13 protein-coding genes and 2 pseudogenes are annotated in these 16,868 nt (G+C 35.9%); 4 read left to right on the forward strand and 11 right to left on the reverse strand.

From position 1 onward, the window contains the following. Positions 1-73: 73 nt before the first annotated feature. Together secA and BAU23_RS13865 are read right to left on the reverse strand one after the other, a co-directional pair. Positions 74-2,581, reverse strand: coding sequence for a preprotein translocase subunit SecA (gene secA, locus BAU23_RS13860; protein WP_000579391.1), 2,508 nt, complete (start codon positions 2,579-2,581; stop codon positions 74-76). Positions 2,582-2,834: 253 nt separating this feature from the next. Then, entirely contained in the window at positions 2,835-3,773 is a 939-nt protein-coding gene (locus BAU23_RS13865) for a helix-turn-helix transcriptional regulator (RefSeq protein WP_071734657.1), read from the reverse strand. An 83-nt stretch (positions 3,774-3,856) separates the two neighbouring features. On the opposite strand from BAU23_RS13865, the gene BAU23_RS13870 reads away from it, so the two are divergent. Beyond that, a complete protein-coding gene (locus BAU23_RS13870; protein ID WP_001008700.1) occupies positions 3,857-4,300 on the forward strand; it encodes a VOC family protein in 444 nt (147 codons plus the stop codon). A 103-nt stretch (positions 4,301-4,403) separates the two neighbouring features. Here the strand turns inward: BAU23_RS13870 and hpf are convergent, their stop codons facing one another. The 7 genes and pseudogenes from hpf to BAU23_RS13905 form a co-directional block, all read right to left on the reverse strand. Further along, on the reverse strand, positions 4,404-4,946 hold the full coding sequence (gene hpf / locus BAU23_RS13875; protein ID WP_000671183.1) for a ribosome hibernation-promoting factor, HPF/YfiA family: 543 nt from the start codon (positions 4,944-4,946) through the stop codon (positions 4,404-4,406). A gap of 321 nt (positions 4,947-5,267) precedes the next feature. After that, positions 5,268-5,465 carry a cold shock protein CspC gene (cspC, locus tag BAU23_RS13880; RefSeq protein ID WP_071734673.1) on the reverse strand — a complete coding sequence of 66 codons (198 nt, stop codon included), beginning with the start codon at positions 5,463-5,465 and terminating at the stop codon, positions 5,268-5,270. Between the two features lie 125 nt (positions 5,466-5,590). Further along, complete coding sequence (locus BAU23_RS13885; protein WP_071734658.1) at positions 5,591-6,196, reverse strand: ComF family protein; 606 nt, start codon at positions 6,194-6,196, stop codon at positions 5,591-5,593. Continuing rightward, positions 6,196-7,404, reverse strand: a pseudogene (locus tag BAU23_RS13890) (ATP-dependent helicase ComFA). Before BAU23_RS13890 ends, BAU23_RS13885 begins: the two are co-directional and overlap by 1 nt. 130 nt (positions 7,405-7,534) lie before the next feature. Further along, positions 7,535-8,917, reverse strand: a complete 1,383-nt coding sequence (locus BAU23_RS13895) for a C40 family peptidase (RefSeq protein WP_116733294.1) — start codon at positions 8,915-8,917, stop codon at positions 7,535-7,537. A gap of 233 nt (positions 8,918-9,150) precedes the next feature. Further along, positions 9,151-9,465 carry a winged helix-turn-helix transcriptional regulator gene (locus BAU23_RS13900; protein WP_000400851.1) on the reverse strand — a complete coding sequence of 105 codons (315 nt, stop codon included), beginning with the start codon at positions 9,463-9,465 and terminating at the stop codon, positions 9,151-9,153. Positions 9,466-9,637: 172 nt separating this feature from the next. Continuing rightward, positions 9,638-10,480, reverse strand: coding sequence for a DegV family protein (locus BAU23_RS13905; RefSeq protein ID WP_071734659.1), 843 nt, complete (start codon positions 10,478-10,480; stop codon positions 9,638-9,640). Positions 10,481-10,718: 238 nt separating this feature from the next. Here BAU23_RS13905 and BAU23_RS13910 point away from each other — a divergent pair, with 238 nt between their 5' ends. Beyond that, positions 10,719-11,354, forward strand: a complete 636-nt coding sequence (locus BAU23_RS13910; RefSeq protein ID WP_071734660.1) for a YigZ family protein — start codon at positions 10,719-10,721, stop codon at positions 11,352-11,354. 74 nt (positions 11,355-11,428) lie between these two features. Further along, positions 11,429-12,547 (forward strand): LCP family protein, encoded by a 1,119-nt coding sequence (locus BAU23_RS13915; RefSeq protein ID WP_000392810.1) that lies wholly within the window; start codon positions 11,429-11,431, stop codon positions 12,545-12,547. Positions 12,548-12,649: 102 nt separating this feature from the next. Here BAU23_RS13915 and wecB read toward each other — a convergent pair whose 3' ends face one another. Next, a complete protein-coding gene (gene wecB / locus BAU23_RS13920) occupies positions 12,650-13,765 on the reverse strand; it encodes a non-hydrolyzing UDP-N-acetylglucosamine 2-epimerase (RefSeq protein WP_000140120.1) in 1,116 nt (371 codons plus the stop codon). Positions 13,766-13,840: 75 nt separating this feature from the next. Then, a pseudogene (locus BAU23_RS13925) lies at positions 13,841-15,211 on the reverse strand (UDP-glucose dehydrogenase family protein). A 440-nt stretch (positions 15,212-15,651) separates the two neighbouring features. On the opposite strand from BAU23_RS13925, the gene BAU23_RS13930 reads away from it, so the two are divergent. Further along, positions 15,652-16,725: a glycosyltransferase family 4 protein gene (locus BAU23_RS13930; protein WP_000378308.1), complete on the forward strand. Its 1,074-nt coding sequence runs from the start codon at positions 15,652-15,654 to the stop codon at positions 16,723-16,725. The last annotated feature ends 143 nt before the right edge of the window (positions 16,726-16,868 follow it).

Here is a 16,868-nt window from a genome sequence, read left to right on the forward strand (position 1 = left end):
AGAGAGTTTAATCCTTTTTATTACACATTTTTGATGTAAAAGTTTGCACAGCAGTCTGAACTACCGCTCTGTATTACTGCCCAATGCCACAACAGTTTTTATATTTTTTGCCACTACCGCATTTACATAAATCATTGCGTCCCATTTGGTCACCTTTTACAACCGGTTTTTTCTTCGCTTCTTCGCCATCGCTAGATGGATGAACAGCTTCACCTTGAACAACTTCTTGACGCTCTAAGTTTTGTTCAATTTCAGCTTTCATAATGTAACGAGAAATTTCCTCTTCGATAGAAGCAATCATTGACTCGAACATTGCGAATCCTTCCATTTGATACTCACGAAGTGGATCAATTTGACCGTACGCACGTAAATGAATACCTTCACGAAGATGATCCATCGCATCAATATGCTCTGTCCATTTCGTATCTACAACACGGAATACAACAACTTTTTCGAACTCACGCATTTGCTCTTCTGGCAGAAGCTTTTCTTTGTCGTTGTAACGCTCTAATAACTTCGCGATAATTGGCTCGCTCATTTCCTCTGGAGCAAGACGACGTAATTCTTCTTCTTTTACATCTCCTTCTTGCAGAAGGTTTGTATTTAAGTAGTCAACAAGACCTTTAATGTTCCAATCTTCTTCAATTTCCTCTTGTGTATGAAGCGCAACAGCACGTTCTACCGTAGATTTCATCATACCTTCAATAATGCTGCGTAAGTTCTCAGAATCCATTACTTCTTGACGCTGTTTGTAAATAACTTCACGTTGCTGACGAAGTACATCATCGTACTGCAGTAACTGCTTACGTGCATCATAGTTATTTCCTTCTACACGTTTTTGTGCAGATTCTACCGCACGAGAAACCATTTTACTTTCGATCGGCTGTGAATCATCCATACCAAGGCGATCCATCATCGCTTTCATATTATCAGAACCGAAGCGGCGCATTAGTTCATCTTCCATAGACAAGTAGAACTGCGTTACACCAGGGTCCCCTTGACGACCAGCACGACCACGTAACTGATTATCAATACGACGGCTTTCATGACGCTCTGTACCGATAACTGCTAGACCAACGTTTTTAATATCGTCTCCAAGCTTAATATCCGTACCACGACCAGCCATATTCGTCGCAATCGTTACAGCACCTTTCATACCAGCTTCTGCAATGATATCTGCTTCACGCGCATGGTTTTTCGCGTTTAAAATGTTATGGCGTACACCTTTACGTGTTAACATTTTTGAAATAAGCTCTGACGTTTCAATTGCAACTGTACCAACAAGAATAGGTTGTCCTTGTTTATGACGATTTACAATATCCTCAACAACTGCATTGAATTTGCCTTCCATTGACTTGAAGATTAAATCAGCACGGTCATCACGAATAATATCTTTGTTCGTTGGAATTACGATAACATTCATATTATAAATACTACGGAATTCTTCTTCTTCCGTTTTCGCTGTACCAGTCATACCAGATAATTTTTCATACATACGGAAATAGTTCTGGAACGTAATTGTTGCCAGTGTCATACTTTCATTTTGAATTTCTACGCCTTCTTTTGCTTCAATAGCTTGGTGTAAACCTTCGCTATAACGACGACCTTTCATAAGACGACCAGTGAATTGGTCTACAATTACGATTTCGCCTTCTTGCACAACATAATCTGTATCAAGGTGCATAACAACGTGTGCACGAAGCGCCTGATTAATATGGTGAAGAAGTGCTACATGTTTTAAATCGAATAAGTTATCGATATGGAAAGCTTTCTCAGCTTTCGTAATACCATCTTCTGTTAACATTACATTTTTCGTTTTCACATCAAATGAATATTCTTTTTCATTTTCTAATGTACGAACGAATGCATTTGCAAACATATATAGCTCTGCTGATTTTTGAGCTTGTCCAGAAATAATAAGCGGCGTACGTGCCTCATCGACTAAAATGGAATCGACTTCATCGATGATAGCAAAATGAAGTGGACGCTGAACACACTGCTCTCTATATAGCACCATGTTGTCACGTAAGTAGTCGAATCCAAGCTCGTTATTTGTGCTATACGTAATATCAGCAGCATAAGCCTCTTGTTTCTCTTCGCGTGACATACTGTTTAAGTTAATTCCTACTGTTAAGCCAAGAAACTCATGAAGTTGTCCCATTTCGCTCGCATCACGTTGCGCTAAGTATTCATTGACTGTAACAACGTGAACGCCTTTTCCTGTTAAAGCATTTAAATATACAGGTAAAGTAGACGTTAACGTTTTACCTTCACCCGTTTTCATCTCAGAGATATTCCCTTCATGTAAGGCAATACCACCCATTAACTGCACACCATATGGACGCATTCCAAGAACACGAGTTGCTGCTTCACGAACAACCGCAAAAGCTTCAGGAAGTAGATCGTCTACTGTCTCACCTTTTGTTAAACGCTCTTTAAATTCAAGCGTCTTTCCTTTTAATTGCTCATCAGTTAGTGGCTTAATAGATGATTCTAATGCATCAATTTGCTCAACTGTCTTCTGCATACGTTTAATTTGGCGTTGGTTAACATCGAACACCTTTTTTAAAATACCGATCATAGGGAATACGCTCCTCTTTTTATTAAAATAAAACTTCCGATTGCTTTTTTCTTTCTCTCTTTACAATCAGTCGTTATAAAAATCAAATATATGTTATGCCAATTTTTCTCCTAATTAAAAAAACTAAAATGTATAAACCTAATGATAATTGTAACACTTGTCTTATAACTATGACAACAATCGTCCAAATGTCTAGCCCTATATTCAGAAAAAGTTTGTATTTCATTTGTTTCAACAAACTAATCTCTCTTCGTTACAAATTTTGTATTAAATCTAAGTAGTATTCTTTTAAGTTCTCTTTTAAAGAAGATGGCTCAATTATTTTTATAGTTTTACCAAAACTAGCTAGATACGAGATGATAAAGTCAATTTCAGCAGGCTCATAAGTTCCTATTAAATATGTCCCTTCATGTTCCTCCCATAATTTCATCGAAGGATATTGTTGTTGCTTAAATATCTCTATCCCCCTCGCAGTAATTGAGCATTTAAATTGAATAGCTTGTTCAGTTGCTTTCCAAAGAATATGTGCGTTATGTATATTTATATTTTCCAAATCCAGACTATCCTGAGCATCTACTATTTCTGACGACCTAATACGATCACAGCGAAACACTCGATAAGCAGATTTATCTAAATCGTAAGCCTGACAATACCAATAACCTTTCATTGCATAAATCGAAATCGGCTGAATACGGCGCATTGTCGTTTGTTTCGGTGTTACATAGTTTATAGTTAAAGCCCTATTTTGAACAGCGGCTAACAAAATCTCTTCTAGATAACCACATTCATGTGCTTGTTCCGAATGAAAAAAGGAAACTCTTTTTTGCAAGTTTTCAATTTGCTCACGCTGTTTTGATGAAACACTATCCAAAAACTTCTTATTGATGGAACGAAGCGAGATTTGAAAGGGAATACTTACAAAACTACTTAGTGCTTGCATTGCAAAATAAAGTGCAAAAACTTCATGATTTGTAAATGAAATCGGTGGTAATGTCATCGATTTTATTAAACGATATCCTCCATATCGACCATACTCTGCCAAAAGAGGTACACCCATTTCCTCTAAAGATGCAATATCACGTAAAGCTGTCCTTTTTGAAATTTGAAATTCATCCATTAAATCTTTCAATGTGAATGTTTGTTTTTGATTAATAAAGCGTAGCATCTGATTTAAACGTTCAACTTTTTTCATAAACTCTCCCTATAGGTGCCAATGCGTGGCACCTTATACTTGTATAGTAATAAGTGTACACATATTATGAAGGAGGCAATACAATGAACTTTGAAGTAATCACTTTTTTATCATTAAATGGGCAAGGTGCTAAAGCAATTGCATTTTACGAACAGTATTTAGGTGCAAAAGTTTTATTTAAAAAGAATTATAAAGAAATGAAAGAAATAGATCCGAATTTCACGTATAAAGAAAGCCAAGAACATTATATTACCCATTCCGTTTTACAAATTGGTACTAATAAAATTATGATTGCAGAACAGGCAGTGGATTCCACACGCCCTTGGCAATTAAGTAATAGCTCATCATTATGCATTCAATCTAAAGATTTCCAAACCATTGAAACACTCTATCACAATCTAATTCAACATGATGAGGTTTATATTTTAACACCTTTTGAAAAAAATTCCTTCAGCCCGGGTTATGCCATTGTGCGAGATCCTTTTGGAATAGTAATACAATTAACCGTGACAAAACATGACTTCTAAATTTCATTACGAATTAGCCATTAAAATTCATATCAATATTACAAGATAAGGAAGCAAAAAACATATAAAAAAGCGTAGCCATTTTGGCTACGCTTTTGAATGATTATTTTGTTTCGATTAAACCATATTTTCCGTCTTTACGGCCATATACAACATTTGTTTCATTTGTATCAGCATTTGTGAAGACGAAGAAATTATGTCCTAGCATATCCATTTGCAAGATCGCTTCTTCAACGTCCATCGGTTTTAAATCGAATCGTTTTGTACGTACAAGTTCTAATTCATCCTCTTCTACCGCATCCAGAACAGCTACTGCTTCCGGAAGGATAAAGTTAGTTTTCACAGAACCTTTCTCACGTAATTTACGGTTTACTTTTGTTTTATGTTTACGAATTTGTCGCTCAAGTTTATCAACTACTAAATCGATAGCAGCGTACATATCGCTATTAGTTTCTTCTGCACGAAGTAATAAATCTGTAAATGGAATTGTTACCTCGATACGTTGCTTGTCAGAGTATACTTTTAAATTAACCTTAATCTCTGGGAATGTATCAAAATAACGCTCTAATTTACTTAGTTTTTTCTCTACATATTCCTTTAATGCTGGAGTTACTTCAATATTTTCACCACGAATGTTGAACTTCATAGATGAATTCCTCCTTTCAAGCCTATGTACTATAATTTCGACATTGGCTTAAAAACTCCTTCTAATTTTTTTAAAAAAATTAGTGGAATTGCGATTTTTTTATCGTTTTTTGTTGAAATGAAAAGATGCATCGTTTCTATCTTTATTTTATCCTATTAACATCGTGAATAACGAATGTAACTGTGGACAATTAGTTACAGAAAAGAAACAACTTTTTGACAACTTCACCACAACAAAAAAGCCCTTATTACGAACAAGAGCTTTCACCATCTATATAATACTGCTAAAAATACAGCTCTATCTTTTCCAAAAACTTAACCTTTACAGTTTCAAAACATTAGCCGCTTGCGGTCCACGCGCTCCATCTACAATATCAAACTCCACTTGTTGACCTTCTTCTAACGACTTATACCCATCTTGTTGAATAGCAGAAAAATGGACAAAAACATCGTCACCATCTTCACGCTCAATAAATCCAAATCCCTTTTCTGCATTGAACCATTTTACTCGTCCTTGCATGTTCATTCCATTCCCTTCACTCTTAAAATCAGGGCATTCGCCCCATATTTTGACTATAACGAATGACAACATATTAAGTCAAAGAAGACTTGTCGTCTTTTTATTCCCCATTTCGACAGCGCATATTAGCTTCTACAAAGCGTCAAACTGGAAACTTCTCTCGCTCCTCTACCATACAAAAGGCTTCCAATTTGCCTAACAGTAATTCCTGTCGTATACACATCATCCACGATTAAAACATGTTGCTCATGAAACATCTCTTCCCCTTGAAAATAAAAAGGATTAATCCCCGACACCCTTTCTTTACGCTTCTTCTTACTTTGTTTTTCTGTTTCTATTCTTTTTAATGATGTACAAAGCATTTTGACAGGCAAACAAGAAGCGAGTAACTCAGCTTGATTAAAACCACGTTCGCATTCTCGCTCTTCACTAAGTGGAACTGGAATGACAGCTGAAATATCCGCAAAATATTTTTGAAAAAGGCTTCGAAAAGGCTGATGGAAAATATGCACTAATTCAGTATCTCCTCGAAATTTAAACTGTGCTAATATTTCTTTCATCCCTTCACCATACATTATGAGAGACGGAAATCTCTCCTTGCAAATATCTCCTATAATATAGGAAAGTTTCTGCTCACATCTATCACATATATACTTTTTATGGGGCTTAACAAAAAAAGTGTACCAACTAATCGCGCACGAAATATATTCATCACAAAGTAGACAATGCATCAATCTATCAGTCCTTGTTCTTTAGCCTTCTTATTCATACTTTGAATATGTTTTTTCGCACGCACCATCGCCTTTGTCTTTCCATAATGAAAATAGATGACATCTCCATGAGGTTCATCAGAGCTTCTGCCAGCGCGCCCTGCGATTTGAACGAGAGCACTTTCTAAAAATATTTCTTCCTCTGCTCCTAAAACTGCTACTTGTAAATTCTTCACAGTTACCCCCCGTTCCAAAATCGTCGTTGTAACCAATAAAGGGATTTCTCCCTTCCTAAAAGCTGCTACCTTCTCTTTTCTCGCCGGATCTTCTGCATGCACACCGTCAATTTGATTGTTTAATGATTTTAATAACTGGCTAATTTCTTCTACATATCGCACATGAGGCACAAATAGAAAAATAGGATGTCGTTTAGATAAGTACCTATTTAACCATTGTAATAAAGCACGAGGAATTTTTTTACGCATAAGACCCTTTTTCCAATTTCCGCACCACCGAAATATCGGGACTGGCAATGGATGACGATGATAACGACCTGGAATAACAATCCCTTTTTGCTTACCATTCCGCAATTTGCGCTTCCACGTTTCATCTGGAGTTGCAGTTAAATAAATACGTGCTGCCTCCTCTTTCATCGCTTCGTTTACTGCATAATGCAACATCTTATCCGCATGATATGGAAAAGCATCTATCTCATCTACAATCATGACATGGAACGCTCTATAGTAACGTAACAATTGATGTGTAGTCGCAACGATTAACGCCGCATCTTTTTCTCCGTCTAAACTCCCTCCGTATAAAGCAGCTACATTTATATTCGGAAACACTTCTTATAATCTTGGTGCTAACTCAAGTACAACGTCCGTTCTCGGCGTTGCAATGCAAACTCTCTCTCCCCTTTGTAGTGCCTCTGCAATTCCACAAAACAACATTTCTGTTTTTCCAGCCCCGCGCACCAGTACAGCACATTCACTGACCCTTCCCATCGTTATACACTTACAACAATACGTACATACTTTACTGCACCGTTTACATACAAATGATGCAAATAGTCGTTGCTCTATATTGCCGCAACGCTGGCACGTATATTTTGAAAATTTCTTAATTACACCTTGCACACAAACGACTTCTCGGTTCCTTTTCAAATGATCCAATTTATCCTGCAAATCTGAAGAAAGTTCTTTTAACAATAACTGTCTACCAGCTAACATCATCAATAACCACCTCCAGCACTACTATAAATCCTTCTCTTTATCTCGTAAAAACTCAAAAAAGCCGATAACCTACTTATAAAATAGTAAGCTATCGACTTTATACACGTATTTTATTCAATTATAAATCCTAGAATCTACCGTATCCTAAGAAATGTTTTTGGTTGTACGAACTGTTAATATCACCGTACGCAATCCCTTTATCACTCGCATGAATCATTTGTCCATTTCCAACATAAATACCGATGTGAGACGGACCATTTTTATAAGTGTTTTGGAAGAACACTAAATCTCCAGGCTGTGGGCTACTTACTTTAGAAACTGAATTCCAATATCCATTAACATCTTGACGACCTACACCATAAATGTAAGAAATGAATCCACTACAGTCAAAACCACCGTTTGATGGAGATGCACTTGCCCAAACATAAGGCATACCTAAGTATTGTTGTGCTTTACCAATTACGCCAGGAACCGGAGTTGGACCTGGTGCTGGCTCTGGTTTTTTGTTTTCTTGTTTAGGTGTCTCTTTTTTAGGCTCTTCTTTTTTAGGCTCTTCTTTTTTAGGCTCTTCTTTTTTAGGTTCTTCTTTTTTAGGTTCTTCTTTTTGAGCTTGTCCACCATTATTCGCTGGTGCAGCTTGCTGCGCTGGGGCTGCAGCTGGTTGAGCTTGTGCTTCTTTAGCCGCTTGTTCTGCTTGTTTTTGAGCAGCAGCTTCTTGTGCCGCTTTTGCTTGCGCTTCTTCTTCCGCAATACGTTGTAATTGCAGTGCTTGTTTCTCAAGATCTTTCAATTGACTTTCCGTGCTTGTCATCGTAGTTACAACTGTATCCATTTTACCGCTTAAATCGTTTACCGCTGTTGCTTTTTTCTCTTTTTCAGCGTCAAGTTCTTTCTTAGCAGTTTCAATTTGAGCTTGTGCTTCTTTTAATTCTTTTTGTTTTTCTTTTACTGTCTCAACATCTTTTTTCACGTTCGTTTGATCTTCTTGTTGAGTTTTCATGATATCTTCGTCAGACTCAAGAATTTTAGACATAGAATTGAAACGATCCACTAAATCTGCAATGTTTTTAGAGTTTACAAGAACTTCTGTTACAACGTTCGTGTTTGGTTGTTCTTGTAGTGCAACTAAACGTTTTCTTAATAACTCTTCACGTTTTGCAATCTTTGTTTGTAATTCTGCAATATCTTTATTTTTCTTTTCAATTAATTGCTCAGTATCAGAAACTTTTTTCGTTGTTTCATCAAGTTTTGCAGCGTTCTCTTGAACAGACTTATCTAAACCTTGAATTGTTTTGTTTAAGTCGTTCATTTGTTTTTGTAATTCATCACGTTCTTGTTGTTGTTTATGTAAAGTGTCATTTTGTGTGTTAATTTGTGAGTTCACGTCAGAAATTTTATCCTCTGCAAATACATTTGGTGTTAGCCCTGAAAACATTAACCCTGCAACTAATGCGCAAGATGCCATTTTTAGCTTTTTCATTTTATTTTTTACACCGCTTTCTTTTTTCATTTTCCGTATATAACCTATTAAAATTTATACCATAATTCGGGAGTTTTTTTGCTAATGTTACGGTTTTGTAAAATAAATGTAATATTACATTTATCTCTATAGCAAAATATATCTAATTTTGTATATATATGTAGAAATTTAGGTGACTTCCGATATTTTTTATAGAATTGAAAAAAACGTAAGGGAATCCCTTACGTTTTGAAAATACTCCAAGTATGAATGAGATAGAAACGTTACTTCATCCATTTCTCAGCCCAATTTTGGACTTCATCCATAACACGTTCCAACGCTTTCCCTTTATCAGTTAAACCATACTCGATTCTAACTGGTACTTCTGGGTAAACATTACGAACTACAATACCTTCACCTTCTAATTCCTTTAAACGTTCTGACAACATACGATCGCTCATATTCGGTATAATATCTGCGATTTCTCTAAAACGTTTCGGCTCTTCCAACAAAGATTTAATAATTAAGCCAGTCCATTTCTTACTAAGCAATGTAAAAGCTGACTCAAACTTTGGACATAAACAAGAATTATGCTCCATATGTTTCACCTCTCTTCCATTATAAAATAGTTTCTTGTAAAAAGTAAGTAATAAAACTTTCCTCATTATTTAATTTTACGTACATTTTACCATTTCCAAATATTAACTTGTCAATTCTTCGTAAAATACCCGTAAAAAACCCTCTTCAAGTAAGAGAGCTTTTACATCTTTATCACTTCGTATACCAGCCTAAACCAAGCGCACCTTCACCTAAATGCGTCCCAATTACAGCTCCGAAATAACTCGTACGAATTGTAACGTGAGGGTATATCTCTTCTAATTCTTGTTTCCATTCATTAGCTTCCTCTTCACGATTCGCATGAATAATAACAACCTCCATAGGCACACCTTTACTTGCCTGCTCATCAAAGATTTCAACGATACGTTTTAATGCTTTTTTACGCGTACGAATTTTTTCGAATGGAATAATTATTTTATCTCTAAAGTATAATACTGGTTTTACTTGTAACAAACTGCCGATGAAAGCTTGCGCGCTATTTAATCTTCCACCGCGCTGTAAATGATGTAAATCATCTACTACAAAATAAGCATCCATCGTTTTTTTCATTTCATCAAAGCGAGCGATAACCTCTTCTGGAGCTTTCCCTTCACCTGCTAATTTCGCACCTTCACGCACGTAAAATCCTTGTACTTCACAACTAATTTCAGAGTCGTACGTATATACATCGATACCATCTACCATCTGTCCAGCTGTCGTTGCCGTTTGGTATGTACCACTAATTCCACTGGAAAGGTGAATGCTAATAACTGCATCATATTCTTTAGATAACTCTTCATATAACTCTAAAAACTTTCCAATTGCTGGTTGCGAAGTTTTCGGAAGTTCTTCTTGTTCACGTACTTTTACATAAAAATCATTTGCTGAAATTTCAGCCTCTTCTTGATAAGATTCCGTTCCAAACACAACGTTTAATGGAATCATATATATATTGAGTTCATCACGAATATGCTTCGGTATATATGCTGTACTATCAGTAACAATAGCTGTTTTCATTTTCGTACCTGCCTTATAAAAAAATTTTATTCCCTAATTTTACACGAAAACGAGAAAAGGTGCATCCATACATAAAAATGCCAATTAGAAATTGTAATCACCCTCTCGACAAATTACAACAACAAGATCAAATCCTCATCAAAAATTTCAACATATTTGCAAAAAATGTTTGAATATAAAAACAACCGCTTTTAAAATGTAAAGTACTAGTCATTTTGAAGAATAGGGGCGTATACCATTGTTATTACAATATTTAACAATCAAAGGCTACGGCGAGCACGAAATTGTCATTCAAAAATCAAGATTCATTTGCTATGTAAATCGCGCCACAACAGAAGAGGAAGCTCAAGCATTTATACAAAAAATAAAAAAACAAAATTGGAATGCAACACATAATTGTTCTGCATATTTAATCGGTGAACAAGATCAAATTCAAAAAGCGAATGATGACGGTGAACCGAGCGGCACAGCTGGTGTACCTATGTTAGAAGTATTAAAAAAACGAGGTCTAAAAGATACTGTCGTCGTCGTTACACGCTATTTTGGCGGCATTAAACTTGGTGCTGGTGGATTAATTCGTGCATATGGAAAATGTACAAGTGAAGGTCTTAACCATGTCGGCGTTGTTGAACGAAAACTAATGCGCGTTATGCAAACAGAAATTGATTATACGTTGCTTGGCAAGCTAGAAAATGAATTACGTAATTCAGAATATGCCATTAAAGATATACACTATCTAGAAAATGTCACATTCGATACTTATGTAGAAGAGGACAAAAAACAACCATTCATAGATTGGATGATTGAATTAACAAATGGGAAGTGTACAATTAAAGAAGGAGATATGTTGTACTTAGAACAAGACGTTATCTAAGAATAGCTAACTTATCGCCTCTAAAGATTAATGTAGTGAATTAATTCCCTACAAATGAACTAAGGAGATTATATATGGAAGAACGTTATTATCATCTCCAAAATAGCAGAATAAAAAAGAAACGTAGAAGAAAACTTTTTTTCTTTCTTATTTTCGCATTTTTATTTGGTAGCGTAGGACTTTATGTATTAAATTCCTACACTTCTCTCATGGGGATGTACAGTGGATTTAACCGTGAAAAATCTAAATTACGAGCAGAAGATGTGGAAATCACAAAAAAACCTTTCACAATACTAATTATGGGTATTGAGGATTACGCAACAGATGGTCAAAACGGCCGAACAGATTCACTTATGTTCGCGACAGTTAATCCAAACTCAAAAAAGGTTTCACTTATGAGTATCCCTCGCGATTCTCGTGTTAAGATTGTTGGTAAAAATAAAGAAGACAAAATTAACGCTGCCCATGCTTATGGTGGAGAAAAAATGGCAATTGACACCGTCGAAGGATTTTTAAAAGTCCCTGTTGATCATTATATTAAAATTGATTTCCAAGGCTTTAAAGGTATCGTTGATGCTGTTGGAGGTATTACAGTTGATGTTCCTTTTGATTTCGAGGAGCGCTCCGATATAGATTATTACAAATTAATTCACTTTAAACAAGGTAAACAAGACTTAAACGGTGAAGAGGCACTCGCTTACGTCCGCATGCGAAAGCAAGATCCTAACGGTGACTATGGCCGAGCAGCGAGACAAAGGCAAGTACTGGCGGCTGTTGCCCAACAGCTAAATTCTGCTTCAACCGTATTTAAAATTAAAGATTTAACCGCGGTAGTTGGGAAATATATAAAAACCGATATTCCTATTTCTGACGGACTTGCTCTTTACAATAAAATCTCTGGATTCGACCCACAAACGATCCAAACATTAAAGCTTGAAGGAGAAGATAAAAAAATTGGTGGTATTTATTATTTCCTTCCAGACCCAATCAGTGTAGAGACAACTCGTAACGAGATATTAAAAGAAATAGGGGAAAAAGAACAAGCCCCAACAGAAACTACAAAAAATGAGAGTACAAATTCTGATTCTAACTCCATCGCAAAACAAAAGAAGGAACCGAGTGAGAACAAAACACCACCACCTCCTCCTTCTACAAATGCTCATGCAGAGTGGATTATGAGGAATCATGAATAAAAAAAGCCAAATCGTATACGATTTGGCTCTTTTTATTTCCCGCGATTGTTGTGGGCTAATACTAAATGAAGGATGCAACCTTCCATTTAGTAAAGTTTCACTTTATTTGTTGAAGTGTTGTAAAATCGCTTCTACAATACGCTCTGATGCACGACCGTCGCCGTAAGGATTAGATGCTTTCGTCATCTTATCATGAGCTTCTTTATCTGATAACAACTCATCAGCAAGACCAAAGATTGTTTCTTCATCTGTTCCTGCTAATTTCAGCGTACCTGCTTCGATACCTTCTGGGCGTTCCGTCGTGTCACGAAGGACAAGAACTGGCACACCTAGTGACGGTGCTTCTTCTTGTACACCACCAGAATCAGTTAACATTAAGTATGAACGAGCTGCAACGTTATGAAAATCGATTACATCTAGCGGCTCAATTAAATGAATGCGGCTATGCTCGCCTAAAATATCATTCGCTATTTCACGAACAACAGGATTCATATGAACAGGGTATACAACTTGTACATCTTCGTGTTTATCAACAAGACGCTTAATTGCACGGAACATATTGCGCATTGGTTCCCCTAAGTTTTCACGACGATGTGCTGTCATAAGTACAAGACGATCATTTCCAAGTTTTTCTAATACCGGATGGCTATAAGTTTCTTTTACAGTCGTCTTCAGTGCATCGATCGCTGTATTTCCTGTTACGAAAATGCGTGACTCATCTTTATTTTCTTTTTGTAAGTTCGTTGCTGATTTTGTTGTAGGTGAGAAATGAAGATCCGCCATTACACCTGTTAGTTGGCGATTCATCTCTTCTGGATATGGAGAATACTTATCCCATGTACGAAGTCCTGCTTCAACATGTCCTACTGGAATTTGATTATAGAAAGCAGCTAAGCTTGCAATAAATGTCGTCGTTGTATCACCATGCACAAGTACGATATCAGGCTTCGCTTCTTTCATTACTTTATCTAAACCTTCTAAACCACGTGTTGTAATATCAATTAACGTTTGACGATCTTTCATGATATTCAAATCGAAATCTGGCGTAATTCCAAAGATATTTAATACTTGATCTAACATTTGACGGTGTTGTGCTGTTACAGTCACAATCGATTCAATTTTTTCTGGGTGCTTTTGCAACTCTAATACAAGAGGTGCCATTTTAATTGCTTCTGGTCGTGTCCCGAAAATTGTCATTACTTTTAAACGTTCAGTCATTTCATTGCCTCTTTTCTTTCACTAGTTACAACTTCTATTATCGCATATAAAAATATGCATGTGAAAATACACTTTTTAACGTACCTGAGAAACATTACTATTACAGACGCCTTTTCGCCCAACTGAGTAATAATCTAACCCCTGCCTCTCGGCATCCTCATTAGTATAACAATTTCTCCCATCAAATAGAATAGGTTCCCTCATAAGCTGTACATACTTCTCTAGCGGATAATTTCGAATTGATTCCCATTCTGTTACGATAAAAACTGCATTTGCCGCTCTAATCGATTCGTCTATACACTCAGCGTATCGTATAGCATTTCCAAACATACCTTTTACATTTTGAATAGCCTGCGGGTCATATACAACCACATCTGCACCTATATTAATTAATTCTCATATTATAATGAGAGAGGGTGCTTCCCTAATATCGTCAGTATTCGGTTTGAATGCTGCACCAAGAACCGCAATCCGCTTCCTCTTCATATTTATCATTTTCTTCGCTTTTTCTATTAACAGCAACTGTTGTTTATTATTCACTTCAATGACTGCTTTCAACAAGCGAAAATCATGAGAAACATTCCCTGCAATTTGCACAAGTGCTTTCGTATCTTTCGGAAAACAAGACCCTCCATATCCAATGCCTGCATTTAAAAAAGATGCACCAATTCTTTTATCCATCCCCATCCCTGTAGATACATCTACTATATCTGCACCCACCTGCTCACATATATTGGAAATCTCATTGATAAAACTAATCTTCGTAGCCAAAAAAGCATTAGATGCATATTTAATCATCTCAGCACTTCGAATATCCGTAATATACGTTTGTAAGCTTAATTTACTGTACAAATTCTCTACTTTCCTTGCTGCTTCCTCACTACATGCTCCAATTACAATGCGATCACCATGAAAAAAATCATAAATACCAGAACCTTCCCTTAAAAATTCTGGATTCGATACGATATGTAATTCGTGTCTACCTTGTAGTTTCTCCTCAATCCATTCCCTCATCACATCATTTGTACCTACTGGAACCGTACTTTTCGTAACAACAATAATATCGTTATTCACATATGCTCCAATATCATCACAAGCACTACGAATATAGGTTAAATCTGCTGTTCCATCTAATAAAGATGGCGTTCCAACTGCAATAAATATAAACTCTACATCATTAAATGCAGTTAGTCTGCTTGCTGTAAAAGTTAAATGATTGTTCTCATACTCTTCATTTATTAATTCATTTAATCCACATTCATAAATAGGTAACTCGCCTTGTTTGATCCGTTCAATTTTTTCACTATTTATATCAAAACATGTGACTGAATGCCCCAATTTCGCCAATCCTACTCCTGTAATCAATCCAACATATCCGGTACCTATTATCGTAATTTTCATTTTCCTTTCGCACAGGAATATACATAAGAAAATATACGAATACATAGAATCACCACTGTGCTTCCCCCTCTCGCACCAAAAATAAGAAAACTTTTTTTCTTATTTATTATATGAATTGTCTTTTTATTCATTTTTAAGATTTTGTAAAGTTAAATGATGCAATATATATAAAATGTAAATTCCCACATTTTAACACGGAACTTACTCATTTTTACGTGCAACACTTATAATAAAATACTTGTTATAGACGAGGCAGATACACTGTCATATTTCAAGTCGCAATATGAACAACCTTCTCAAACGATTCAACATTCTATATACAATTGTCATATATTCTATGCACTGCCATTTACAGCTAAAAGAAAAAAAGATTGAATTCTAATCTTTTTGTGATACCATATGTTATGAGCCTGTAAATAAACATCATAATTTTCAGATAAATACAATTAGAAAAATTACGTTAAACTATAAAAGGTGGGGTATTAATGGACTCACAAGTGATTTATGCCATTTTGGCATCTTTCATCACTGTACTCGTCGTTACTCCTTTAGTTATTAAATTAGCTTTCAAAATAGGAGCAACAGATAAACCAAACGCACGTAAAGTACACCAAAAAATTATGCCTCGTCTTGGCGGGTTAGCAATTTTTATCGGTGTAGCTGTAGGATTTGTTGTCGGTGGATTGTACGAACAAAGAATGCTATCGATAACTTTAGGTGCTATCATTATTGTTATCATCGGGATTTTAGATGATATGTACGAACTATCTGCGAAGGTAAAATTCGGTGGACAACTATTAGTTGCCATCATGATTGTAAAAAGTGGATTATTAGTGCAAGTATTATATATTCCAATTCTTGGAGATACTGAACTCGGGTGGCTTGCTTATCCAATTACAGTATTTTGGATTGTCGGTATTACAAATGCCATCAACTTAATTGATGGATTAGATGGATTATCCGCAGGGATTTCATCTATCGTACTTGCAACGCTAGCATATATGGCCTTCACTAGCCCATGGGGTACTGGAGCAGCTATTATATTACCTCTAGCACTAATCACATTAGCAAGTACAATTGGATTTTTGTTCTACAACTTCCATCCTGCAAAAATCTTCATGGGAGATACAGGAGCACTATTTTTAGGATACTGTATTTCTGTTATATCGTTACTTGGATTATACAAAAGCGTAACGTTATTCAGCTTTATCGTTCCAATTATTATTTTAGGTGTACCTATATTTGATACGACGTTTGCAATTATCCGCCGTATCGTAAATAAAAAGCCTATTTCAGCACCAGATAAGTCGCATTTACATCACCGTTTGCTTGCAATGGGATTCTCTCATCGTAAAACGGTACTAATTATTTACGCACTTGGTATTTTCTTTAGCGTAAATGCAATCATTTTCAGTAGTGCGACATTATGGTTATCCATTATTCTTCTTTTCGTTTTAATCTTCTTTACAGAAATTATTGCTGAAGTAATCGGTCTTGTACACGAACGTTACAAACCAATTATTTCCTTCTATAAAAAAGTGAAAAAACGCGAAGACTAATTGTAGTATAGCCTTTACTTTTATGAAATATTCAAATAGCATCCTCTTTTTCATAAGAGGATGCTATTTTTATTTTTTAATCCTCATTCCCCATTTCCAAAATATAGATTGTTTGAGAGTGCCTCTATTGGAGAAAGATATAC

The organism is Bacillus nitratireducens, assembly GCF_001884135.1.
Taxonomy (GTDB): domain Bacteria; phylum Bacillota; class Bacilli; order Bacillales; family Bacillaceae_G; genus Bacillus_A; species Bacillus_A nitratireducens.